Annotated in this window: 26 protein-coding genes, 2 pseudogenes and 1 other annotated feature; of the genes and pseudogenes, 25 read left to right on the top strand and 3 right to left on the bottom strand. The window is 39.0% G+C overall.

Annotation, left to right across the window (positions count from 1 at the left end; translation table 11 throughout):
- Positions 1-339 precede the first annotated feature (339 nt).
- The 17 genes and pseudogenes from MHI22_RS09270 to MHI22_RS09190 all read left to right on the top strand — a co-directional run bounded on the left by MHI22_RS09270 (position 340) and on the right by MHI22_RS09190 (position 13,302).
- Positions 340-2,152: pseudogene (locus tag MHI22_RS09270) on the top strand (reverse transcriptase domain-containing protein).
- Positions 2,153-2,257: 105 nt separating this feature from the next.
- Positions 2,258-2,461: pseudogene (locus tag MHI22_RS09265) on the top strand (JAB domain-containing protein); the annotation flags it as partial.
- 571 nt (positions 2,462-3,032) lie between these two features.
- A complete protein-coding gene (locus tag MHI22_RS09260; RefSeq protein ID WP_036124163.1) occupies positions 3,033-4,052 on the top strand; it encodes a rod shape-determining protein in 1,020 nt (339 codons plus the stop codon).
- A gap of 13 nt (positions 4,053-4,065) precedes the next feature.
- On the top strand, positions 4,066-4,980 hold the full coding sequence (gene mreC, locus MHI22_RS09255; protein ID WP_036124096.1) for a rod shape-determining protein MreC: 915 nt from the start codon (positions 4,066-4,068) through the stop codon (positions 4,978-4,980).
- Positions 4,980-5,504, top strand: a complete 525-nt coding sequence (gene mreD, locus MHI22_RS09250; protein ID WP_080717089.1) for a rod shape-determining protein MreD — start codon at positions 4,980-4,982, stop codon at positions 5,502-5,504. Before mreC ends, mreD begins: the two co-directional genes overlap by 1 nt.
- A 27-nt stretch (positions 5,505-5,531) precedes the next feature.
- On the top strand, positions 5,532-6,200 hold the full coding sequence (gene minC / locus MHI22_RS09245) for a septum site-determining protein MinC (protein ID WP_036124102.1): 669 nt from the start codon (positions 5,532-5,534) through the stop codon (positions 6,198-6,200).
- Position 6,201: 1 nt separating this feature from the next.
- Positions 6,202-6,999 carry a septum site-determining protein MinD gene (gene minD / locus MHI22_RS09240; RefSeq protein WP_036124107.1) on the top strand — a complete coding sequence of 266 codons (798 nt, stop codon included), beginning with the start codon at positions 6,202-6,204 and terminating at the stop codon, positions 6,997-6,999.
- A 93-nt stretch (positions 7,000-7,092) separates the two neighbouring features.
- Positions 7,093-7,647, top strand: a complete 555-nt coding sequence (locus MHI22_RS09235) for a peptidoglycan DD-metalloendopeptidase family protein (protein WP_036124111.1) — start codon at positions 7,093-7,095, stop codon at positions 7,645-7,647.
- On the top strand, positions 7,637-8,248 hold the full coding sequence (locus tag MHI22_RS09230) for a stage IV sporulation protein FB (RefSeq protein ID WP_036124114.1): 612 nt from the start codon (positions 7,637-7,639) through the stop codon (positions 8,246-8,248). The genes MHI22_RS09235 and MHI22_RS09230 overlap by 11 nt, the downstream gene beginning before the upstream one ends.
- A 45-nt stretch (positions 8,249-8,293) precedes the next feature.
- Positions 8,294-8,371: a sequence feature (ribosomal protein L21 leader region), on the top strand.
- 14 nt (positions 8,372-8,385) lie between these two features.
- Positions 8,386-8,694: a 50S ribosomal protein L21 gene (rplU, locus tag MHI22_RS09225; protein ID WP_036124117.1), complete on the top strand. Its 309-nt coding sequence runs from the start codon at positions 8,386-8,388 to the stop codon at positions 8,692-8,694.
- Between the two features lie 16 nt (positions 8,695-8,710).
- Entirely contained in the window at positions 8,711-9,067 is a 357-nt protein-coding gene (locus tag MHI22_RS09220) for a ribosomal-processing cysteine protease Prp (protein ID WP_036124121.1), read from the top strand.
- Positions 9,064-9,363 carry a 50S ribosomal protein L27 gene (rpmA, locus tag MHI22_RS09215; protein WP_016991892.1) on the top strand — a complete coding sequence of 100 codons (300 nt, stop codon included), beginning with the start codon at positions 9,064-9,066 and terminating at the stop codon, positions 9,361-9,363. The genes MHI22_RS09220 and rpmA overlap by 4 nt, the downstream gene beginning before the upstream one ends.
- Positions 9,364-9,542: 179 nt before the next feature.
- Positions 9,543-10,070 (top strand): Spo0B domain-containing protein, encoded by a 528-nt coding sequence (locus MHI22_RS09210; protein ID WP_036124127.1) that lies wholly within the window; start codon positions 9,543-9,545, stop codon positions 10,068-10,070.
- 5 nt (positions 10,071-10,075) lie between these two features.
- On the top strand, positions 10,076-11,365 hold the full coding sequence (gene obgE, locus MHI22_RS09205) for a GTPase ObgE (RefSeq protein ID WP_036124130.1): 1,290 nt from the start codon (positions 10,076-10,078) through the stop codon (positions 11,363-11,365).
- Positions 11,366-11,389: 24 nt separating this feature from the next.
- Positions 11,390-11,845: an ACT domain-containing protein gene (locus MHI22_RS09200; RefSeq protein WP_004226679.1), complete on the top strand. Its 456-nt coding sequence runs from the start codon at positions 11,390-11,392 to the stop codon at positions 11,843-11,845.
- Positions 11,846-12,009: 164 nt separating this feature from the next.
- On the top strand, positions 12,010-12,891 hold the full coding sequence (pheA, locus tag MHI22_RS09195) for a prephenate dehydratase (RefSeq protein WP_036124134.1): 882 nt from the start codon (positions 12,010-12,012) through the stop codon (positions 12,889-12,891).
- Between the two features lie 18 nt (positions 12,892-12,909).
- On the top strand, positions 12,910-13,302 hold the full coding sequence (locus MHI22_RS09190; RefSeq protein WP_036124137.1) for a thiol-disulfide oxidoreductase DCC family protein: 393 nt from the start codon (positions 12,910-12,912) through the stop codon (positions 13,300-13,302).
- A 175-nt stretch (positions 13,303-13,477) separates the two neighbouring features.
- On the opposite strand, the gene MHI22_RS09185 is transcribed toward MHI22_RS09190, so the two are convergent.
- Positions 13,478-14,011, bottom strand: coding sequence for a transcription repressor NadR (locus tag MHI22_RS09185; protein ID WP_089934703.1), 534 nt, complete (start codon positions 14,009-14,011; stop codon positions 13,478-13,480).
- Positions 14,012-14,152: 141 nt separating this feature from the next.
- Here MHI22_RS09185 and MHI22_RS09180 point away from each other — a divergent pair, with 141 nt between their 5' ends.
- The 7 genes from MHI22_RS09180 to yajC all read left to right on the top strand — a co-directional run bounded on the left by MHI22_RS09180 (position 14,153) and on the right by yajC (position 21,110).
- The gene (locus tag MHI22_RS09180; RefSeq protein ID WP_036124142.1) at positions 14,153-15,181 is read left to right on the top strand and encodes a LysM peptidoglycan-binding domain-containing protein; all 1,029 of its coding nucleotides are present in this window, start codon (positions 14,153-14,155) and stop codon (positions 15,179-15,181) included.
- Positions 15,171-16,049 carry a phosphotransferase gene (locus MHI22_RS09175; protein ID WP_334312335.1) on the top strand — a complete coding sequence of 293 codons (879 nt, stop codon included), beginning with the start codon at positions 15,171-15,173 and terminating at the stop codon, positions 16,047-16,049. Before MHI22_RS09180 ends, MHI22_RS09175 begins: the two co-directional genes overlap by 11 nt.
- 112 nt (positions 16,050-16,161) lie before the next feature.
- Positions 16,162-16,782 (top strand): Holliday junction branch migration protein RuvA, encoded by a 621-nt coding sequence (gene ruvA / locus MHI22_RS09170; RefSeq protein ID WP_058843999.1) that lies wholly within the window; start codon positions 16,162-16,164, stop codon positions 16,780-16,782.
- An 18-nt stretch (positions 16,783-16,800) separates the two neighbouring features.
- Positions 16,801-17,805: a Holliday junction branch migration DNA helicase RuvB gene (gene ruvB, locus MHI22_RS09165; protein ID WP_036124152.1), complete on the top strand. Its 1,005-nt coding sequence runs from the start codon at positions 16,801-16,803 to the stop codon at positions 17,803-17,805.
- Between the two features lie 16 nt (positions 17,806-17,821).
- Positions 17,822-18,862 (top strand): tRNA preQ1(34) S-adenosylmethionine ribosyltransferase-isomerase QueA, encoded by a 1,041-nt coding sequence (gene queA / locus MHI22_RS09160; RefSeq protein WP_036124157.1) that lies wholly within the window; start codon positions 17,822-17,824, stop codon positions 18,860-18,862.
- A 56-nt stretch (positions 18,863-18,918) separates the two neighbouring features.
- The gene (gene tgt / locus MHI22_RS09155; RefSeq protein WP_036124159.1) at positions 18,919-20,064 is read left to right on the top strand and encodes a tRNA guanosine(34) transglycosylase Tgt; all 1,146 of its coding nucleotides are present in this window, start codon (positions 18,919-18,921) and stop codon (positions 20,062-20,064) included.
- Between the two features lie 779 nt (positions 20,065-20,843).
- Entirely contained in the window at positions 20,844-21,110 is a 267-nt protein-coding gene (gene yajC, locus MHI22_RS09150) for a preprotein translocase subunit YajC (RefSeq protein WP_036124438.1), read from the top strand.
- A 74-nt stretch (positions 21,111-21,184) separates the two neighbouring features.
- On the opposite strand, the gene MHI22_RS09145 is transcribed toward yajC, so the two are convergent.
- Positions 21,185-22,027 (bottom strand): polysaccharide deacetylase family protein, encoded by an 843-nt coding sequence (locus MHI22_RS09145; RefSeq protein ID WP_101966520.1) that lies wholly within the window; start codon positions 22,025-22,027, stop codon positions 21,185-21,187.
- Between the two features lie 136 nt (positions 22,028-22,163).
- Here MHI22_RS09145 and MHI22_RS09140 point away from each other — a divergent pair, with 136 nt between their 5' ends.
- On the top strand, positions 22,164-22,799 hold the full coding sequence (locus MHI22_RS09140; protein WP_036124431.1) for a DUF421 domain-containing protein: 636 nt from the start codon (positions 22,164-22,166) through the stop codon (positions 22,797-22,799).
- Here the strand turns inward: MHI22_RS09140 and MHI22_RS09135 are convergent.
- The gene (locus MHI22_RS09135) at positions 22,796-24,313 is read right to left on the bottom strand and encodes a putative polysaccharide biosynthesis protein (RefSeq protein WP_036124428.1); all 1,518 of its coding nucleotides are present in this window, start codon (positions 24,311-24,313) and stop codon (positions 22,796-22,798) included. The two genes, MHI22_RS09140 and MHI22_RS09135, sit on opposite strands and share 4 nt — an antisense overlap.
- Positions 24,314-24,394: the final 81 nt, after the last annotated feature.

The following is a 24,394-nucleotide window of genomic DNA, read 5'->3' as shown; positions in this document are numbered from 1 at the left end:
GGGACTACGGGGACCTTTAGCGGGAGGTCATGATTTACGCTATTTGAAATGTGCATTGTCCTTAAAGATTTCGAGGTCAATGATGTGATACCATTTCACCCAACTTTCGTGTAAAAGTAACGAGCGAACGTCATATCCGACATTATACATGCGACAAGTCTTTATAAATCTAAATGGGGATTACCTAAGTCAGAATGCCTTTGGGCTATGTGTATAGACACTGAATATCTGATATGGTAACGGAGCTCTCGTAGTAGTCCGAGCTAGGGAAAGCCTAGTACATGGCGAAGGGGAGCAGTTTACAACGTTAATACAAAATTGGGAAGGAGCGGAGGCTCTATGAGAATTCCAAAAGTAGTATTAAATCGTCTAACTGCCAAAGCAAAAGATAAGAATTATGTATTTGAACGGCTATATCGTAACTTATACAATAAAGAGTTCTATTTTGAAGCTTACGCAAAATTGTATACAAACAAGGGTAGTAATACAAGAGGGATCAATGAAGATACGATTGATGGTATGAGTATAAAACGTATTGAAAAGCTCATTGAAAAATTAAAAACGCAAACGTATCAACCAAATCCAGCACGACGGACGTATATCCCAAAAAAGAACGGGAAAACAAGACCGCTTGGCATTCCTACCTTCGAGGATAAATTAGTCCAAGAAGTTGTTCGGCGATTACTTGAAAGTATTTATGAACCGCATTTTTCCATACACTCTCATGGATTTAGACCAAATCTTAGCTGTCATACAGCATTGAAAGAAATCCGCAATACTTTTACGGGGACAAGATGGTTTATTGAGGGGGATATTAAAGGCTTCTTCGATAATATAGACCACCATGTATTAATAAATATTTTAAGAAAACAGATTCAAGATGAAAAATTCATCAATTTAATCTGGAAGTTTTTGCGAGCAGGCTATGTGGAAGATTGGGTATTTCACAAAACTTATAGTGGTGCACCACAAGGCGGGATTATTAGTCCTCTGTTATCGAACATTTATTTAAATGAACTCGACAAATATGTGGAGCAATATATAGAAAGCTATAATAAAGGTGATAAACGTACACACAATCTTACTTATCATAACTTAGCATCAAAAATTGCGAAGAGAAAAAGTAACAATAAACGTGATTGGTCTAAATTAAGTGAAGAACAAAAGAAAGAACGGTTAAAAGAATTAAAAGCGCTTTATAAAGAATTACAAAGCCATGATAGTAAAGACCTTTTTGACCCAAATTACCGACGCTTAAAATATGTGCGGTACGCAGATGATTTTATACTAGGTGTCATCGGTGGTAAAAAGGAAGCCGAACAAATTAAGCAAGACTTGAAAACGTTCTTAAAAAAACAACTAAAGTTAGAGTTACGCGATGAAAAGACCTTAATTACTCACAGTAAGAAAAATGCGCGTTTTCTTGGGTATGATATTCGTGTTATGAGAGATTGGCATAGAATGAAAATGCCAAATGGAACAAAAAAGCGTAAGTTCAACTATCAAGCAAAGCTTTTCGTTCCACATGAAAAATATATCCAAAAACTTCTACAGTTAAATGCGTTAAAAATAGGAGCAAACAATGGTTGGAAACCCATTCATCGCCCGTATTTGGTGCATAATGATGATCTTGAAATTTTACGTACGTACAATGCGGAAATAGAGGGTTACTACAATTACTATCGTCTAGCGAGTAATGTACATGTTTTACAGTCTTTCCGTCAAACGATGAAATACAGCATGATTAAAACGTATACGAATAAATATAAAAGTACTATCAGCAAAATTATCACTAAATATAAGATTAATGGGAAATTGGGTGTTCGATATGAAACCAAAGAAGGTCTAAAAATTGCTATATTTTATAGAGAAACGAATGGAAAAGAACGATACGATTAAACAGCCAACAGTTGATATAGTTGAAAATACATTAATTTATACAGGGCGAACGAGTATGATTGACCGATTACTTGTCGAAAAATGTGAATGGTGCAGTATAGTGGGAGTACCACTTGAAATGCATCACATCCATAAACTAAAAGGTTTAAAAGGCAAGAAAATGTGGGAACAAAAAATGATTGCCCAAAGAAGAAAGACAATGGCGTTATGTACATCGTGTCATCACGATTTACATAATGGTAAGTTAGATTAAAGTAAATGGAAAGCCGTATACTCTGAGAGGAGTACGTACGGTTTGGAGGGGAGTTCTTGGAAACCTAATATAGAAATATATGAAGGCGCTGGGTTCTCACCCTACTTTCGAGAAGCTGTTAAACGGTCTGCCGCTTCCATTATTTGTGCTCATAATCATCCAAGTGGTGTGCCAACACCTAGTACGGAGGATATTGAGGTAACGAAGCGAATTGTTGAAGCCGGTTATATTATCGGTATTGAATTAATTGATCATGTGATCATTGGTGATCATCAATTTATTAGCATGAAAGAAAAAGGGTATTTTTAACTCTGCATGAAGCATGCAGAGTTTTTTATGTTGAGCCAGCAAATGCTTTTTATACAGAAAGTTAAACGTCTTCGTTAGGCAGCTATAAAATTTTTGTATTTTTTTGTGGTTTATTGGCGAACCTTTTTCTTTACAAATCGTTAATGTATTCATAGAAACGCTATTATCTTCACAAAAATTGGTAGCCTGATACACGTTGTCTTATGAGAATAAAAATTATATGCTAATCTATACGTACTATTTTTAGTTTAAGAGGGAATTAAAATAGTATCTTTTCTGTGAGATGTAGTATGTGACACTACAAATTCTTGCGCTTTTCCGTTATAATGAACGGTATGAATTTTATCTTTATTCAGGAAGGACTCCCATCGAAATTGGTGGTGAGGTGAATGAGTGTGTAATTTTTTCGAGGTGTCAATCACCAACTGATGAAGATAAAAGCTTTGACAGGTGTGATAGGCTTTGAGAGGAGTCAATTGTGTTTTTTACACAATTAAAGTTCCTGCACATTGTCGTCAAAGATAATGGATGTCAACGAAAGTATGGCTTATATAGAAAGGGAGTACACAATTTGTTTGGACTAGGAAGCAAAGATGTCGGGATTGACCTCGGCACAGCGAATACATTAGTGTTTATTAAAGGAAAGGGGATCGTTTTACGTGAACCTTCAGTTGTAGCAAAAAATACAAAAACAGGAGATATCGTTGCCGTTGGTAATGATGCGAAAAATATGATTGGTCGTACACCTGGCTCAATCGTAGCAATTCGTCCAATGAAAGATGGCGTTATTGCTGACTTCGATATTACAACAGCAATGATCGAATATTACTTAAAAGAGGCATGTAAAAACTCTGGAGGCAACTGGAAAAAACCGAATGTGATGATTTGTGTGCCTTATGGCATTACATCAGTGGAGCAACGTGCGGTTATTGATGCAGCACGACAAGCGGGTGCAAAAGAGGCGTTCACAATTGAAGAGCCATTTGCAGCAGCAATCGGTTCAAATCTTCCTGTATGGGATCCTACTGGCTCAATGGTTGTTGATATCGGTGGTGGTACAACAGAAGTTGCCGTTATTTCTTTAGGTGGTATTGTAACGAGTGAATCCGTACGTGTTGGTGGGGATGCGATGGATCAATCCATCATTTCGTATATTCGTAAAACATATAATTTAACAATTGGTGAACGTACTGCAGAAGCTGTGAAAATGGAAATTGGTACGGCATTGGCAGAAGGTCCAGAGGATAAAATGGATATTCGAGGACGTGACCTATTAACTGGTTTACCAAAAACAATCGAAATTTCTTCACAGGAAATTTCTGAATCATTGCGTGAAGCGGTTGCCTCTATTATTGACGGCGTTCGCAAAACATTAGAACAAACTCCTCCTGAATTATCTGCTGACGTAATGGAACGTGGTATTGTATTAACTGGTGGTGGTGCGCTATTAACAAACTTAGACAAAGTTATTAGCCAAGAAACAAACATGCCAGTCTTTATCGCAGAAGATCCGTTAGACTGTGTAGCAATTGGCACAGGTAAAGCATTAGATCATATCGACTTAATTCGTCAACAACAAGTAAAAGGGTAAGGAGGTTGAGGCAATGCCACACTTTTTCTTCAATAAGAAAGTAATTTTGCTGCTCGTAGGTATGGTTTTTCTTGTGGCATTGATTAGCTTCTCATTACGTGATCGGACGAATGCAACTTTACCAGAGCAAATTATTAAAGATACTGTCGGCGTCGCACAATCGATTGTTGCGAAGCCGGCGAATTATATTAATGGTATTTTTAATAGTATTGACTCCCTCTTAAACACGTACGAAGAAAATAAACGTTTAAAAGCACGCTTAGAAGATTTTGCAGTTGTACAAGCTGAAGCTACGGATTTAAAATCAGAGAATAACAAGCTACGAGAGCTATTGGATAAAACCGAGAGCTTGAAGGCATTTAATCCAATTCATGCAACAGTGATTGCTAGAAATCCAGACCAGTGGGAAGAGAAAATCATTTTAGATAAAGGGTCTTCTCATGGTGTCCAAAAAAATATGGCAGTTATGACGGCGAAAGGTTTAGTAGGGAAAATTATACTAGTAACACCTTTCACATCTGAGGTAGAGCTTTTATATACAAATAATCCAAACTATCGTGTTTCTGCGATGGTATTAGGAGAAAAAGAAGCATACGGTTTAATCGAGGGCTTTGATGAAGAACGTAATAAACTCATTATGAAGCGAATCGATTCTAGCTTAACGGTGAAAGAAGGCGAGCAAGTAGTTTCTTCAGGGCTTGGTGGTATTTTCCCAAAAGGTGTCCCAATCGGAGAAATTACAGAAGTTAGTACAGATGATCATGGCTTAACAAAAATGGCTTATGTCAAACCATCTGCTGATTTTTCAATTTTAGAACATGTTGTCATTGCTAAACGTACATCAACAGTTATTGATGGCTCAGACGGCAATACAACAAATGAAGATTTATCGAATCCGCAAGAGGCGAGTGAAGAGGAGGCGGAATGATGGTTCGATTTCTCATCCCCTCTGTAGCGGTTTTACTATTCTTATTAGAGCCAGAATTTGCTATGCTTTCCCCGATTGAAATTAAAGGGGAAGTCTATTTTCTGGTACCACGTTTTTTAATCTTATATTTAATTTTTATATCCATCTATTACAGCCGTAAACGTGCGGTAATGTATGGAGTTTTTTTTGGTGTCTTGTATGATGTGTTTTACATTGATATTATTGGATTATATTCAGTGCTTTATCCACTTATATGTTTTTTAGCAGGCTCTATCGTGAAAGTTATCCATCAGCACTTAGTTGTGACAACGACAATTTCAGTTGTACTAGTAGCCATTTTAGAATTCATACTATATCAATTTTTCTTCCTAATTGATTTTACAGCAATACCTTTAGCGGATTTCTTACGTTCACGACTACTACCAACAATTATTGCTAATGCTTTATTTTTAATGATTCTTGGTTGGGCCTTCAAATATCTAATTAATGCGCGTGTCTTACAGAGAGCACGTGAAGTTTCTTAATAAAGAACAACGTGAGGTGAGGCATTCATGAAAAAACAGTTAGTTAATATGAAGGGAACGAAGGACGGTTTTGTACTACGTCTAGACGATCAATGTTCGTATAGCGAGTTAGTAGAAGAATTGAAGAAGAAAGTGTTAGAAGGCGGTATCGATGGTAAAGTAGATGTACAATTATACTTAGGCTATCGATACTGTACTGATGAACAAATGAATGAGCTGATAAAAATTGTAGAAGAAACGGAGCAACTTATTGTATCTAAGGTGCAAAGTGAAGTACTGACTGTCCAAGAAAGCAACCAGAAAATGATTGAAGGTCAACAAGATACATATATTGGTGTGGTCAGATCAGGACAAGTTCTGCGTTCATCAGGGGACATTATCATTGTAGGCAATGTAAATCCAAACGGTCGAGTAGAGGCTGGCGGTAATGTATATGTCCTAGGTAGACTAAAAGGAATTGCACATGCGGGTGTGCATGGCAATAAAGAAGCAATCATTGCAGCATCTCGATTTGAAGCCACACATATCATGATTGCTGATCAAGTTCAGGCAATGTCAGATGAACATGTAAACGCGATCAATCAGGCAGAAATGACTTGTGCATTTCTTGGCTATGATGGACGCATTACGTACGATCAAATTCATGCCTTAAAAAATATACGACCATTGTTAAATGTGTCTAAGGGAGGAAGCTAGTGTGGGAGAAGCGATCGTCATAACTTCAGGTAAGGGCGGTGTCGGTAAAACAACGACAACGGCTAACCTTGGGACTGCATTGGCTCTACAGGGTAAAAAAATATGTTTAGTTGATACAGATATCGGCCTACGCAATTTAGATGTCATTTTAGGTCTCGAAAATCGTATTATTTATGACCTAGTTGATGTGGTGGAAGGACGCTGTAAAATCCATCAAGCATTAATTAAGGATAAGCGCGTAGATGAGAAACTATTTTTATTACCTGCTGCTCAAACAACGGATAAAAACGCTGTTACCCCTGAGCAAATGAAGAGCTTAGTAGAGGAATTGAAAAGGGATTATGATTATGTATTAATCGATTGCCCTGCCGGTATTGAACAAGGCTATCGTAATGCTGTCGCTGGTGCAGATCATGCGATTGTTGTGACAACACCTGAAATCTCCGCTGTTCGTGATGCAGATCGTATCATTGGTTTACTTGAACAAGAAGAGATTACAGCACCTAAACTCATCATTAATCGTATTCGACAGCATATGATGAAGAGCGGTGATACATTGGATGTCAATGAAATTACTACACATCTTTCTATTGATCTATTAGGCATTATTGTCGATAGTGAGGGTGTCATCTCATCTTCCAATAAAGGTGAACCAATCGTCATGGACCCATCAAATAAAGCATCATTGGGCTATCGCAATATTGCCCGTCGTATTCTTGGTGAGTCCGTGCCATTGATGGCTATTCAAAATGAGCAAAGAGGTATGTTTTCAAAACTTAAGGCTCTATTTTCAAAATAAATGACAACCTTTTCGTACAAATGTACGAGAAGGTTTTTTCTTGTGCATGTTTGGACATGCAATCTCATATAGTGTGGAAAAAAGGATGAGAGCTTGTTTAAAAAATGGAAATGGTTCGTCACGATACTACTTGTGGCAGCAATCATGCTTGTAATTCGTTTAGAAGATCAAGGCGTAGTAGATACACCCGTTCGAAAGCTTGTAACAACCTCTGCAGATTTAACCTATTTAAGTGAGCTCGGACAAAGTTGGTTCGAAAAAGAAAAAGAGACCATCATGGTATCAAGTGATGTAGGGCAGGCCGATCTTCTAACATTTGCTAATGCCCAAGTTTTTAAAGAAGGTTATTTATTGCAGTATGATGTTGGTTTACCGATCTATGCTGGGCAGAATGGGTTGGTGGTTTTTACTGGTCATACAAAGTATACGGGCAAGACTATGACAATCAGCTATGAGGACGGGACAACGGTATCTTATGGTATGTTAGATAGTTTAGCGCAGCTCCCTTATACATCGATTCAAGCTAATGATTTAATTGGTATGAAAGAAGCTGGTCAATTATATATGTCCATTGAAAAGGGAGATACTCATTATGATTTAGAGCAAATTGTACAATGGCTTGAATCGACGGAGACCAATGAGGATTAAATTACATCTTCTATGTATCCCTCTGGTATTTGTCATGATTTTTAGTGGACAATTAGCTTATTACGCCATCATTTTATTTTCTTTGCTGTGGCACGAGGCAGGTCATTTAGTAGCAGCAGTATTGTGCGGAGTGAAGGTGAAATCATGCGTTATTACACCATATGGGGGAGAAATTCAATTTGAAAATCCAGCGGTTGTGCAAGCTTCGTCACTCCTATGGATTGCATTAGGAGGACCAATCGCTACCATTATTGGGATTGGCCTCGCTTTTTTTATGCCTGATCTGCTCGCCACTAAGCTAATAACTGTACAATTAGTGTTACTGGCTGTAAATATTGTGCCCATCATACCGTTAGATGGTGGCAGGCTAGTATTAGCCTGGCTATTTTTAAGTTATCCAAGAGCTCAAGTGGTGGAAATGTATTATTGGTTGTCTTTCATCATTGCCACTACACTATTACTAGTCACTTTCAAGTTCTTGCCACAGTCTATTTTTTTAGCCATCATTAATTTATTCATTTGGCTGCAAGCATTGAAAGAATGGCGCTATCGAAAATATAGAGTTGCTTTTGAAAAATATGTTATGAATAGATTGACTTAAAAAAAAACGTATGGTAATATTTTAATGTTATTGTTTGTAGCACCCGTGCTACTACAACCGCTCTGGAAAGGTTTAAGTATCTAATAAGATCACCTTTTAAAACAGGCGAGTCTGAGTCTAAGAGGAGGTGCAGTAAAATGTACGCAATTATTGAAACTGGTGGTAAACAAATCAAAGTAGAAGCTGGTCAAGAAATCTATGTTGAGAAATTAGGCGTAGAAGCTGATGAGGTTGTTACTTTTGATAAAGTATTATTCGTAGGTGGCGAAAACGTTAAAGTTGGCGCTCCATTCGTAGAAGGCGCTACAGTAACAGCTAAAGTTGTTAAAGAAGGCCGTGCGAAAAAAATCGTTGTTTTCAAATTGAAAGCTAAAAAGAACTACCGTCGTAAACAAGGTCACCGTCAACCTTACACAAAATTAGTTGTTGAAGCAATCAACGCTTAATTGTGAGGTGTAGCGAATGATACAAGTTACGATTCATCACAATGAAAATAGACATGTGTCAGCATTTGAATTTTCAGGACATGCTGGGTACGATGAATCTGGTAAAGATTTAGTGTGTGCAGGAGCATCTACTATTGCCATTGGTACAGTAAATGCTATTTATGCATTATTACAAATTCAACCAGAAGTCGAACAAGCTGCTGAAGGTGGAGGCTATCTTAAGGTAGATTTACCATCAGATTTAGAGCCTGAAGTAGATGCAAAACTACAGTTAATTGTTCAAGTAATGACTGCCCAAGTGTATTCTATGGTGCAAAATTACGGACAATACATCCAAATCAACTACAACCAAGTAGGAGGTGGAACTCGATGAAATTATTATTAGCATTAGATCTTCAACTTTTCGCATCGAAAAAAGGGGTAGGTTCTACTAAAAACGGACGTGATTCTGAGTCTAAACGACTTGGTGCTAAACGTGCTGATGGCCAATTCGTAACTGGTGGTTCAATTCTTTACCGTCAACGCGGTACAAAAATTTACCCAGGTACAAACGTAGGTCGTGGTGGTGACGATACACTATTTGCTAAAGTTGACGGCGTTGTTAAATTCGAACGCTTAGGTCGCGATCGCAAACAAGTATCTGTATATCCAACTACACAAGAAGCTTAATCTTTTATAAGATAACATAAAGCGGAGGACTGCATTTATTGCAGTCCTTTTTTTGGCTAAATTTCAACAATGCCGATTCTGGTCTCAATTAAGCTGAGGCATAATTGATTAAAGAATTAAGGGAAAAATAGAGCAAAACTTGTTATACTAGTAAGGATAACTTTATTGGAGTGAATGGGATGAACAATCAATCACTAACCATTAGTGAAGTATTACGTTTTGCAAATCATGATTATGTGAATCAACTGCAACTGATTCGCATGAATTTAGATTTAGGTAGAATTGATGAATCAAAGAAACTTATTCAACATTATTCAGAACAATTACGCGTGTTTTCTATCCTCAATCGACTACAATTACCACAAACAATTGAGTGGCTACAAACAGCAGGATGGCGTTATCCATCACTAGCATGGAAGCTAAGTGGTGAGATAAAAAAGCCAGTGACCAACAATATTGATCGGGAAGTTGTAGATTATTTAAACAAAACAGTTATGCATGTTTATGATACATTAGATCCATTTACAGAGCAGATCCTAACGCTTGATGTACGTGTTGACGATCATACATTTGCCGTGACATTCACGCTAAATGGGTTATGGAGTGCTGATGCATTCACCGAAAAAGGTTTGAAACAATTCGACATTCAAACAATTGAGCAGACAACTACGCGCTGGCAATATGTCTTGAGTGCAAATAGGGAGTGAACTAAATGTTTGTCGATCACGTAAAGATTTTTGTTAAAGGTGGCGACGGTGGAGATGGTATGGTTGCCTTCCGTCGAGAAAAATATGTACCAAATGGTGGTCCAGCTGGTGGAGATGGTGGACATGGCGGTAACGTCGTATTTGAAGTAGAAGAAGGCTTACGAACGTTAATGGATTTCCGCTATAAACGTCATTTTAAAGCGCCTCGTGGTGAACATGGGATGAGTAAAGGCATGCATGGTAAAAATGCAGAGGATTTAATCGTTAAAGTTCCACCAGGCACAGTGGTTATGAATGAAGAAACAAATGCAGTTATTGCCGACTTAGTCGAGCATGGGCAAAGAGCCATTATTGCGAAAGCTGGCCGAGGTGGACGAGGAAATTCTCGTTTTGCCACTCCTGCCAACCCAGCGCCAGAACTTTCTGAAAAAGGTGAGCCAGGACAAGAATTAAATGTTATATTAGAGTTAAAAGTTTTAGCAGATGTAGGATTAGTTGGTTTCCCAAGTGTTGGTAAATCAACGCTTTTATCAGTGGTTTCTGCTGCTAAGCCAAAAATTGGTGCATATCATTTTACGACAATTGTACCGAACTTAGGCATGATTGAAACGGAAGATCACCGAAGCTTTGCGATGGCAGATTTACCTGGGCTTATTGAAGGGGCACATGAAGGGGTAGGATTAGGCCATCAATTTTTACGACATATTGAACGTACACGCGTTATTGTCCATGTTATTGATATGTCAGGAATGGAAGGTCGCGATCCATATGAAGATTATTTAACAATCAATGAAGAGCTAAAACAATATAATCTTCGTTTAACGGAGCGCCCACAAATAATTGTAGCCAATAAAATGGATATGCCAGATGCAGAAGAAAACTTAGCAGCATTCCGCCAAAAGGTAGGAGAAGATGTTCAAATTTTCCCAATTTCTGCTGTTTCACGTCAAGGGTTAAAAGAGCTGTTGTTTGCCATTGCGGATCTACTGGAAGTAACGCCTGAATTCCCACTATATGAAGATGTAGAGGAGCAATCAGACGCAACTGTCATGTACAAGCATGAGGCAAAAGGTGAAGATTTCGAGATCACTCGTGACGATGATGGTACATTTATTATTAATGGTTATGCCATTGAGCGTTTATTTAAAATGACGGACTTTAGCCGTGAAGATGGTATTCGTCGTTTTGCTCGTCAATTGCGTGCAATGGGTGTGGATGAGGCTCTGCGTCAACGTGGAGCACAAGATGGCGATACAGTACGCCTACAAGAGTTTGAATTTGAATTTGTCGATTAAGACATGAGTTTTAGGGGGAAGCGTATGAAGAATGTTGCGAATCAGCGATATTATTTAGTTCGTGAGGATGTTTTAACGGATGCAATGCAAAAAACTTTGGAAGCGAAACACTTACTATCAAGTGGTTCAGTATCTTCCATTTGGGATGCGGTAAAGCAGGTGGATTTATCGCGAAGTGCGTTTTACAAATATCGTGATGCGGTTTTTCCTTTTCATTCAATTGTGCAGGAACGCATTTTAACAGTCTTTTTACAGCTTCAAGATAGAAAAGGAACACTTGCTAAGCTTTTAGAAACTGTGACAATTACACATTGTAATGTATTGACAATTCATCAAACGATTCCGATTCAGGGACGTGCCAATGTTACTTTATCATTAGATGTAACAAGCATGACCTGTGATCTTGATGACCTCATTCAGCAATTAAAGCGCTTAGATTTTGTAGAATCAGCAGAAGTAATTAGTTCTGGAGCATTATAATAACAGTACAGTGTTCAATCCTTTAATTTTTGACAAAAATGAATTATCGTGTTTAATAAGACTGCTAGGTCAGAATGCGATAACAAGCTCAAATAAGGAGCTGTCCCAACAGTGAGTAATCTCGCGGGACTGCTCCTTATTGTGCCATAAAGGAGGTATTTGCAATGACAAAGCAACAATGGGAAAATAGAATCGCCTATTTAGGACCAGAAGCATCATTTACATATTTAGCAACAAAGGCTACTTTTCCAAATGAGTGGCTTGTACCGTGTGCGACGATTCCAGAATGTATAGAGGCTGTCGCGGAGGGAAAGGTGGATTTAGCCGTCGTTCCGCTAGAAAATGCCTTAGAGGGCTCTGTAACATTAACATTAGATTATTTATTCCATGAGGCAACACTCTATGTGACAGGTGAATTATTGCTAAAAATCCAGCAGCATTTAATGGTGAATAAAGCGCAAAAGGATCATTGGCAGTCTATCGCAGGTGTTTATTCCCACCCACATGCACTAGCTCAATGTCATAAATACTTATTTTATCGTTTCAGTCATGTGCCATTACATCAAACAACTTCCACAGCGGCAGCAGCGAAATATGTATCAGAAAATCCACAAGAATGTATAGCCGCAGTAGGCAATGCAGCAGCAGCCGAAAAATATGGCCTTGACATAGTTGAATCGAATATCCATGATTTCCATTTTAACCATACACGTTTCTTTGTACTGTCCAAGCAAAATAAACGATTGCCGCAAGAGCTATCTGAAGGGCAAGCTAAGACAACGTTTATGATTACATTGCCAACGGATCGTTCAGGGGCATTGCATCAGGTGCTTTCTGTTTTTGCATGGCGTCAACTGAATTTAAGTAAAATTGAATCACGTCCACTTAAAACGGGCCTAGGTGATTATTTCTTTATGATTGATGTATTAGCAGATGAAAAAGAACCGATGATGCGTGGCGCCATGGAAGAATTAGCTGCACTAGGCTGTAAGGTAAAATCTTTGGGTACTTACTTCACTTATGTTACATCAGACGAGGCAGAATAGCTGTAGGGAGGAATGGTAATGGCTGGCATCATTTTATTTGATGGTATCTGTAATTTTTGTGATAGCACTGTTCAATTTATTATCAAACACGATGAAGCTGGCTATTTTCAATTTGCGTCACTTCAAAGTGATATCGGCCAAGCATTGCTCAATCAGTACAATATACCAAAGAATATAGATAGTGTGATTCTGATTGAACAAGGGAACGTCTCGCTGGAATCTACCGCAGCATTAAACATATGCAGGAAATTGGATGGACTGTGGCCTTGCTTCTATGCCTTGATTCTTGTTCCCCCCATTATCCGTAATGCGCTGTATCGATTATTTGCTAAACAACGCTATCGTTTATTTGGTCAAAAAAGTGAATGCTTATTGCCCACACCTTCTCAACGGCAACGATTTCTTTCCTAGTAGCGCACGGGTTTATAATATCCGCAGAGAGTGGAAAAATACTTTCGCTCAGGATCAAAATACTCGCGAAGAGAAAAGAAATACCGTCGCTCAAGCGTCCAATCAGAAGCATAACATTTGCAATCAAAACAGAAAGCACCGTATGAAAAAGGATATCATACGGTGCTTTTGCTATTTATTGATCTGACACTAAGTAACTCTTTTTTTGTAAGGCTTGTTCAATTAAAGTTAAAACTTCAACAGAGGGTGCAGAGATGACATGCAGATGAATGCCACCAGTAAGGGCGGATAAATAATTAGCCTGTGTGGCATTGACACGTTCGATAAACTGTTTCACCTCATGGCGATTTGATACCATAATGGAGGCAGTGAGTTCACCATATATTGGATGTTCTACAATAACATTTTTGACAGTACCACCACAATCGACAATGGTCATTAATTCATCCTCTGTTTGCTCTGAGGTATGCAAGCAAGGGAACGTACGTTCAACGGTTTGCTGTAATTGTTCCTGATGCATATAAAGATAGCCCTGGCTTGTGGCAATAATGGGCTCATTTCTTGCCTTTAATAGAGTCATATCATTGACGATAACTTGTCTAGAAACATTGGCGAACTTAGCCAAGTCTGTCCCAGTTATAGGTGCTTTACTGTTTTTTAATTGCGCTAAAAGTTGCAGTCGGCGTTCTTCGCCTAACATTTTTTTCATAAGAGTTCACCTCTGCTCATAATAAAGGAATCAGCATTCCTTATGTTTTAGTGTACCATGAAGCATTTCTAACTTGCTGAAATTTTTGTATCCAAATGAAACATTGAACATATGATACGTAGAGAGGAAGGGAGGAAAAAATTGCGTATTCATATTGTTCAAAAGGGAGACACCTTGTGGAAGATTGCGAAAGAGTACGGCATTTCGTTTGAAGATTTGAAGCGGCTCAATGTCCATCTTGCCAACCCAGATTATATTGTTCCAGGTATGGAAATTATATTGCCTGAAAAAATAAACAAAGAGCCGCATAGAGAATCACATAAAGAAATGCCGAAAAAGGAAACACAAGTGCATAAGGAGGCACCGAAGGAAAGTCCTAAAAAAGAGGTACAGCGACCGATGCCACCACCGCCGCCTATTGTACCGCCACCACCAGCTCCTATGCCAATGCCAGAACCACAAATGATTCCGATTCCAATACCGATGCCAATGCCTATGCAAATGCCACAACAACCGATGTGGGTACCGCAGCCTGTGGAAATGAATTGGCACCAACAATTGGTGATGCCACAAATGGAGCAAAATGTTACAACACCACCTGTACAAATACAGCCACCACCACCGCCAGCACCTACACCACCACCTGTAGCTCAACCGAAGCCAATGCCACAACCAGCGCCACAGCCACCGATGCATATCATGCCACAAATGCCTGCTGTCCCACATTGCTCAAGTTGTCATCAACCGATCTATCATCAAATGTGGTGGCCGATGATGCCAATGCAACCTCAGGTCGAGCATTATACGATGCCACAACAGCCAATGTCTTGTGACATGCCAGATCATAAAGTAGGTGGGATGGAAGACTTTTTAGAGTCTACATCACCATTCTTCCATACACAGGATCAGCAAATGAAGCCACAAATGGATATGAATATGGGTCAATCTTGTGGCTGTGGTACACAGCCAATGATGATGCCTGATATGAACATGGGTCAATCCTGTGGCTGTCATCAACAACCAATGATGATGCCTACATGGCAAATGGATCCTTGTCATTGTCCGCCACCACCATGTCCGACACATTGTCCACCGCCGTGCCCACCAGCAGGGGGACAATGGATGTCACCGCACTATTTCCCAGGCGGGATGACGCCTTATCGATGGTGAAAAAGCGTATATTGTAGAAGAGTTAAAGTCAAACATTTGGAAATATAAGTATGAATCGAATCATTATTTTGTCAAACGAGCGAAGCAAGTGGAAATTGCAGAGAAGGTGAGAGCAATTCATCGCCAGTTAGGACGCATGGAGCCTTCTCTAATCTTACCATTGGTCCAGAGTGATGATGAGCAGTTAATTGTGCAAGTATGGCAAGAAGGAAGCCATGGTGCTAACTTTGCATATAAAAAAGATCGTGAAGAATCTCTTAAATTATTAATAGCTTTACATGATACACATAAAAAAATAGCTTGGCAGCGAATGCCAGGCTTGCATACCTACTCGCAGCTTTTAAAATGGCAAATGCGTCATATGCGTTTTAAAAGTAGAAGAAATGAGTTTCGAGCTTTTTTAACAAAAGAAGAAATCGATCAAATTGTGCATTATAGTGATAAATCTTTACAACTGATTGCATTAGAGGATGCGCCTGAAAAAGAAATCACACTATTACATGGGGATGTGGTTCATCATAATTTTTTATGGTGCTCTGATGGCCAATTACGTTTAATTGATTTTGATTTAGCACATCTTGGCGAAGCAGATGATGAATATATTTTATGGTTGCATCGTGTATTACCTGCTGTTGATTATGATCTTGGGAAAATTTTTGCCGAATTACCTGAGCTGAAACGACTGGATAAAAGAAAGCTCCATCGTTTGAAATATCCGAATGAGCTATTACGAGAATGGCTTTTTGCAGTGGATTTACCACTAGAGCAACAGCTAGTATTTTTAGATTATTTAGTGCCATTCACAAAACGAGCCCTCACCTATTGGCCAAAACTGTGGTACGATATTGATAGATTTGTTAAAAAATGACCGTCATTTGGCGGTCATTTTTGTTTGGCAACAGCGCTTTTGCCACTACTTTTTGTCGAGCATTCGTTCGCTATATGCTATAATCGAAGACGATGATTGTGAGGGATTATAGATGTATGATTATTTAAAAGGACAAGTAACTCGTATTACACCTGAGTTTATAGTATTAGAACAACAAGGTATTGGCTGGCAACTTCATACGCCCAATCCGTTTGCATTCCGCACATCAGCCCTGGAGCAACAGATATATGTTCATTTGCATGTACGAGAGGATGCACAAGTTTTATATGGTTTCCCTAATCTAGATCAACGTGAGCTATTTCGAAAGCTAATATTAGTATCTGGCATAGGGCCAAAGGGGGCTCTAGCGATTTTAGCTACTGGGAATCCGCAACAGGTTATTAGTGCCATTGAGCGGGAGGACGAAGCGTTTTTAGTGAAGTTCCCTGGGGTTGGGAAAAAAACGGCACGTCAAATGATTCTTGATTTGAAGGGCAAGCTAGGCTCGTTATTAGATACATTGGAGCTTCCTAGTGCAGAACATGAGCTACCATTGTTTGGTGTGAATCCTTATAAGCATGAGCTAGAAGAAGCTATACTGGCGTTAATGGCACTTGGTTATTCTGAAAAAGAGCTCGAAAAAATTCGTCCACAGCTTGAGGACAACGACAAGCTGGAAACGACAGATGCCTTTATGAAACAAGCGTTGCAACTATTGCTAAAAATAAAATAAGGAAAGGAGGGAAGGTGCATGTCTGAACGTATGATGGCAAGTGAGGCAGGTAGCTATGATGAGCAGTTTGAATTATCTTTACGCCCTCAAAAATTAACGCAGTATATTGGGCAACATAAAGTGAAGGAAAACTTACAAATATTCATTGAAGCGGCAAAGCTTCGCCAAGAAAGTTTAGACCATGTGCTGTTATATGGACCTCCGGGACTTGGTAAAACGACATTAGCTGCTGTTATTGCGAATGAGATGAATGTCAATGTACGCATGACGAGTGGCCCTGCAATTGAGCGCCCAGGGGATTTAGCAGCTATTTTAAGTTCACTTGAGCCTGGGGACGTTTTATTTATAGATGAAATTCATCGACTCTCCCGTGCCATTGAAGAAGTGCTATATCCAGCAATGGAGGACTTCTGTTTAGATATTGTGGTGGGGAAAGGTCCAGAAGCACGTTCTGTACGCCTTGATTTACCTCCCTTTACCCTTGTAGGTGCTACAACAAGAGCTGGCGCCTTATCAGCCCCTTTAAGGGATCGCTTTGGTGTGTTACTACGCTTAGAATATTATGATGATCGTTCACTTGCTGAAATTGTGGTGCGAAGTGCTCATTTATTTGAGGTGAAAATTGAGCAAGTAGCGGCAATGGAAATGGCGAGACGCTCACGCGGAACACCTCGAATTGCGAATCGTCTATTAAAACGAGTACGAGATTATGCACAAGTGCTTGGAGATGGTATGATAACGGAGGGTCTTGCACAGCAAGCGCTAGAGCTGTTACAAGTTGATCCTAGAGGGCTTGATCATATCGACCATAAACTTGTAACGAACATGATTGAGCGCTTCCAAGGCGGTCCAGTGGGCTTAGATACGCTTGCGGCATCGATTGGTGAGGAACGGGTTACGATAGAGGATGTATATGAACCTTATTTGATGCAAATTGGCCTTATTCAACGTACACCACGGGGAAGAGTTGCCACACATTTAGCCTATGAACATTTTGGATATGAGTATCCACAACAAACATAAAGAAGGAAGTTTTTTCATGCGTGTAGAAGATTTTGATTTTGAATTACCAGAGGAGCTTATTGCTCAAACGCCATTAATTGATCGTACTGCGAGCCGCTTAATGGTTGTTACACCTGGCGCTACTAAAGTAGAGCACCACCATTTTGCTCACGTTTTAGATGAGCTACATGCTGGAGATTGTCTCGTATTAAATGATACAAGAGTCTTACCTGCTCGCTTAATGGGTGTGAAAGAGGAAACAGGTGCACATATAGAAGTATTGTTATTAAAGCAATTAGCTGGTACAGATGAGTGGGAAACACTTGTAAAACCAGCTAAGCGTGTAAAAGTAGGAACTGTTATCACATTTGGTGAAGGTTTATTAACAGCTACTTGTACAGGAGAGCTTGAACATGGCGGACGTACATTTGACTTTCATTATGATGGCATCTTTTATGAAATATTAGAGCAACTTGGTGAAATGCCGTTGCCTCCATATATTCGTGAAAAACTTGAGGACAAGGATCGTTACCAAACGGTTTATGCCAAAGAACGTGGCTCAGCTGCAGCACCAACAGCGGGACTGCATTTCACGGAGCAATTATTAGAGCAGGTAAAAGCGAAAGGTGTAGAAGTGGTCTTTATCACGCTACATGTGGGTCTCGGCACTTTCCGTCCTGTTAGTGTTGATTCGATTGAAAACCATGAAATGCACGCTGAATTCTATAGTGTGACCGAACAAGCGGCAGATACGATTAATCGTGTTAAGCAAAACGGCGGCAAGGTCATAGCTGTTGGGACAACCTCTACACGTACATTGGAGACAATTGGCTCTAAATATGAGGGGGAAGTGCGAGCAGAACAAGGTTGGACGTCTATTTTCATTTATCCAGGCTACAACTTTACGGTGGTGGATGGGTTAATTACAAACTTCCATTTACCGAAATCAACACTTGTCATGCTTGTTAGTACGCTAGCTACTCGAGAAACTATTTTAAGTGCCTATCAGCAAGCAGTGGAGGAAAAATATCGCTTCTTTAGTTTTGGAGATGCGATGTTTATACGTCCGAAAAAATAATAGTGGATATAATCGAAGTACTGTTTTTACTTCAGATAAGAGAGGATTTTTAGTTTATGACACAACCAGCAATTCGATATGAATTACTTCATACTTGTAAACAAACAGGAGCACGTCTTGGCATCGTCCATACACCACATGGCTCCTTTGAAACACCAGCATTCATGCCAGTGGGCACACAAGCAACTGTTAAAACGATGTCGCCAGAGGAATTAAAAGAAATGAATGCTGGGATCATTTTGTCCAATACGTACCATTTATGGCTTCGTCCAGGCAATGATATTGTCAAGGAAGCAGGCGGACTCCATAAATTTATGAACTGGGATCGTCCTATTTTAACGGATTCAGGTGGTTTCCAAGTGTTCTCCCTAAGTCAATTCCGTAAAATTGAGGAGGAAGGCGTTCATTTCCGTAATCACCTTAATGGAGATAAGCTATTTTTAAGCCCTGAAAAAGCAATGGAAATTCAAAATGATTTAGGGTCTGACATTATGATGGCGTTCGATGAATGTCCACCATTTCCTGCGACACATGATTATATGCTGCAATCAGTTGATCGTACAACACGTTGGGCAAAACGCTGTAAAGAAGCGCATAAGCGTCCAGAGGAGCAAGGTTTGTTTGGGATCATCCAAGGCGGAGAGTATGAGGATTTACGCCGTCGTTCAGCAGAAGCATTAGTGGAATTAGATTTCCCAGGCTACGCAATTGGTGGATTATCTGTTGGTGAACCGAAAGATGTGATGAACCGAGTGTTAGAATTTACGACGCCAATGATGCCTGAAAATAAACCACGTTATTTAATGGGGGTTGGCTCACCAGATTCTTTAATTGATGGAGCAATTCGTGGGATTGATATGTTTGACTGTGTGCTGCCAACACGTATTGCACGTAATGGTACACTAATGACATCTGAAGGCCGTCTAGTGGTGAAAAATGCTAAGTATGCACGTGATTTTGGTCCAATTGATCCGAATTGTGATTGCTATACATGTAAAAACTATTCTCGTGCCTATGTTCGACACCTTATCCGTACGGAAGAAACGTTTGGTATTCGTTTAACGTCTTATCATAATCTACATTTCCTATTGAAGCTGATGGAACAAGTGCGTGAAGCCATTCGTCAAGACCGCCTTGGTGATTTCCGAGAAGAATTCTTTGAAAAATATGGCTTCAATGGGCCAAATGCTAAGAACTTTTAAGCCATTACGTCTTTCATTTTATGTTACTGAATCGAAATAAAAAAGGTAATGTCAACGGCATAATAAGCAATTTTGTAAGGCGAGGGGTTGATTTCCGTTCCACCAGCGTCCTTTCCAGAGGGGGCGTCGCTTCACTCACTGCGTTCGCTCCAGGGTCTCCTGGTCTCCTCTATGACGCTAAATCCCCTAGGAGTGACACTGGCTCCACTCCAATCAACCATTCTGCAAAAATGTCTTTTCCTTATCATCCTTCATACGAGCCGTATTTGTATGATTAGAGAAAGGATAGCCTCTTATTTTCAAAGTGGAGAAGTGATGAGTGACAACACCCTCCATAAAAGAGTAGTGAATACCTTCACTTTTTTGCTAAAAAGTGAACATTTTTATGGATTGGAAGGCTACTTGACTCCCGTGGGAATAGCGAGACAGGCGTGCCTCTAAACGGAGCGGTAGCAGAGGAAGCGGCTCGGCGCTCGTCCACAGGAAAGCAAGTAGCCTGCAACGGAAATCCTTTTTCACCTTTCATATAAATTCTATGGATGGTTTTGTTTTTCAACACTATGAAAGGACATTAGGCAGTGCCTAATGTCCTTATACTATGGCAATCGTTTTGTAAAAGCATTCAAATCTTTGTAAAAAGTGAATATTTCTAGCAAAATAATGTCAATCATAGAAAAAATATTAGTAATTGAGAAAATTTTTTGGCTTGTCCATCGCTTTTTATTGGTGGAATAGTCTATACTAAAAAAGTGAGATTTGGAAAGGGGGCAAGATATATTATGGATCAATTATTAGGATTAGCGCCAATATTATTAATGTTCGTTGCAATGTGGTTTATCTTAATCCGTCCAGCTAAAAAAAGACAGCAGGAAACACAAAATATGCAAAGTAGTTTGCAACGTGGAGATAAAGTCATTACAATCGGTGGTCTACATGGTGTCGTAGATGCGATTGAGGACACAGCAGTGACATTAAAAATCGCTGACAATGTACGAGTGAAATTTGACCGTCAAGCAATTGGGCGAATTGTTAATGACAATCAGTAACAAAAGAGAAAAGGCTTACAATAGGGCATTAGCTATGTTGTAAGTCTTTTTTTACACATGAAGCGAACTCATGGCTAGTTAGCTGTTTTTATTTTATGGATCAATACTTCACCAGAATCTTTGCCGTTTACAGTTATTCTGCTTAACGTAAACAGAGAATCGCCCCTTTTCACATGTTTATTTTGAATAACAAAGGCCATCTTAAAACCAGCTTCTTTTGCTAATTTTATGGTGGATGGTGAATGAATTCCGTAAGGATAGCTAATAGCAATGGGCTCATAGCCAAGTTTTTCTTTTATTATTTTTCGTGAGCGAATAAAATCATTTCTAACTCTTTCTTCGTATGCATGATAACTTTCAAGTTGTCCGTCTACAAAACCTGGTCCATATACCGCACCATTTAGCCTACCGTTTTCTGAAGGTAATTTATAATGCAAATCCCATGTGTGACTCTGAACTGTCATATAATCCTTCATTTCCTTTAACTGCTCCCAGCTCATCTTTGGAATTTCTTTTGGCTGTTGAATTTTTTCATCATTTTCTAGGATTCGGCTTGCAATCACAAAGATTTCTGCATGCATATCGTATTTTTTTAAAACAGGGTATGCTTTTTCATAATTGCTTAAATACCCATCATCAAACGTAATTAATATAGGCTTTGGAGGTAATGGCGTTTGCCCATTTAAGTAATCATATAATTGCTGAACAGAAATGGTATGATATCCTGCACCTTTCAGCGCCCTCATTTGATTTTCAAAATTTTCGGGTGAAATAACTGTAGTATTATTTATATGTTCCTCTAAATGATGATACATAAGAACCGGTATTTCCGGCTCTTGGTATCCGTAAATAGGGGAGGAGCTTATTAGCAACAGCAGCATATAAACAACAACGAAAACAATTATTTTCCTTGTCATGTTCTCACCTTGTTTGTTTTTATAGTCGTTAAGCATTTTGTTCTTTGTTATTGTGTACGAACAAGTGGAGACTATTCCTTGAAAATTGTATAAAAAACAATAAGTAAGGTCACTTTGATAGTATGGGGGTGTTTTTATGGAAGAATATTACCATATTATTTTTCGAACTTGTTTTTTATATGTGTTTATTATCATTGTTTTCCGTTTAATGGGTAAACGAGAAGTAGGAGAATTATCAGTCATAGATTTGGTTGTATTTGTATTGATTGCAGAAGTTGCTGCTTTTGCGCTAGATGACTTTAAAAATCCTCTCTTTAATGCCATACTACCTATCATTATTTTGCTCTTTATTCAAATTTTAAGTGCTTACTTATCGTTAAAGTTCAAAAAAATACGAGATTTAGTGGATGGTGACCCAGCTTTATTAGTAAAAGATGGTGTTATTTTAGAGAGTGAGATGCGAAAACACCGCTATAATTTAGATGATTTATGTCAGCAATTACGAGAAAATGGCGTTGCATCAGTGACAGATGTGGCATTTGCCTATTTAGAGCCATCAGGCAATCTTTCCATCTATAAAAAAGATGAAAAAGCTTTCGTGTATCCACTTATTATCGATGGCGATATTCAAGAAAGACATTTATTGACCATGCATAAAGATGTGGATTGGTTAATGGGTGAGCTAGCTAAAAACAATATAACAAACAGTGAAACGGTATTTTTTTGTATTTGGGAAGACCATAAGCTCCACATCCAATTAAAAGAATCTTAAACCTTCTTCGCTAATTTTTTGATGTAGCGGAAATCAGTGATTCGTAACTGATTGGTAAATAATAAAAAAGTAAACAGTAAAAATAATGTAACACCACTGCTCAAAATAAATGGTAGTGATAAGATTGGAATAAGAAAATACTGTGCGACACAAACGGCAATAAAGCAACTATAAGGTACGACAAACATTCTGAAGCCAGCACGTAGGTTTTTTCTTTGTCTAACAGTTGCGATATGCAGGAAGGACGTCAGTAAAACACCAAAGCCAATAGCTACGACGGCTCCTTTTTCCTGAATGCCAGGTTGAGAGGCTAGTACAAACATCACAAATAATTTACCGAGTCCACCATAGATGGAGTTCATCATAGCAGCTTTAGCTTCACCAATCGCTTGTAAGATAGAATGGAGTGGGCTTTGAATATAATAAAAATAAAAAATTGGTGCTAAAATTTTAACGTACCCTCGATTTTCTTCTAGATGGAAGAGCTTCATAGCTAATTCATCACCATGTACAAAGAAATACGTAGCAGCAAAGCAGCCTACTAAGGAAGATAATCTTAGGGAGACCGAAATTCGCTCTTGTAACAGCGGGATGTGCTGTCGAGCGACGGCATCACTCACAGCTGGAATTAGTACAATGGATAAGGCTGTTGATACAAAAGCTGGAAACAATAGTAAGGGTACTAAAACACCAGAGATGACACCATATAAAATAGTAGCAGCAGAAGCGGTTAAACCTGCAACTGTCAAAGCTTTTAAAAAGATAATCGGTTCTAAAAACCAAGTGAAAGAACCAAACAGCTTACTGCCCGCAGAGGGAAGGGCAATACGTAGCATAGGTGATGCAGGGTAGCCTTCGATTTTAGTTTTACGCGTCAATAGTCTCTTTTTCGAAACGATATAATGTAGCCATAAATAGAGGAATGCTACAACCTCAGCAAGAAGTGTAATACCCATTGCAGCAGCAGCAGTAACAGCCGCATTATTGTAATTAGCCACATAAGGCAGCATTAACGTAATGAAGCTAATTCGGACAATTTGCTCAATCATTTGAGCCCAAGCAGTTGGGGTAATTTTAGCTACACCCTGTAAATAAGCACGTAATAACCCAGATCCAACGGACACAGGTACAGCAAAGAGTGCAATCCATAGCGTAAATGTTGTCTGTTCATTATGTAAGAGCGTCGTCGAAATATATGGTATTGTGAGTGCAACGAGTGGCATAAAAATGATCATACCTATGAATGACCAAAGAATGGCCGTACGCATGACACCAAAGATGTTTTCGCGCTTATTTTTTGCTAGTAATTCTGCCACGATTTTAGCTACAGCGATAGGTAGTCCAAGTTGAATGAGTGAGATAAAGAAAATAAATGCTGGATAGACGGTCATATAAATGCCGACAGCCTCTTCACCAGCAATACGCATAAATTGCATTCTATAAAAGAAGCCAAAAAGTTTAGATAAAAAAATCACGAACATTAAAAATAATGTACCTCTTACAAAAGAACTCATGCCATCCGTCCCTTCTCAAGCCGCAAAAATTCATTTACACTATTTGTATGCAAACATGTCTTACGTTACGACTTTGATTGG

The sequence above is a fragment of the Lysinibacillus sp. FSL L8-0312 genome (assembly GCF_038003285.1).
Lineage (GTDB): Bacteria > Bacillota > Bacilli > Bacillales_A > Planococcaceae > Lysinibacillus > Lysinibacillus fusiformis_D.
This window is presented reverse-complemented; position numbering and strand designations above follow the sequence as displayed.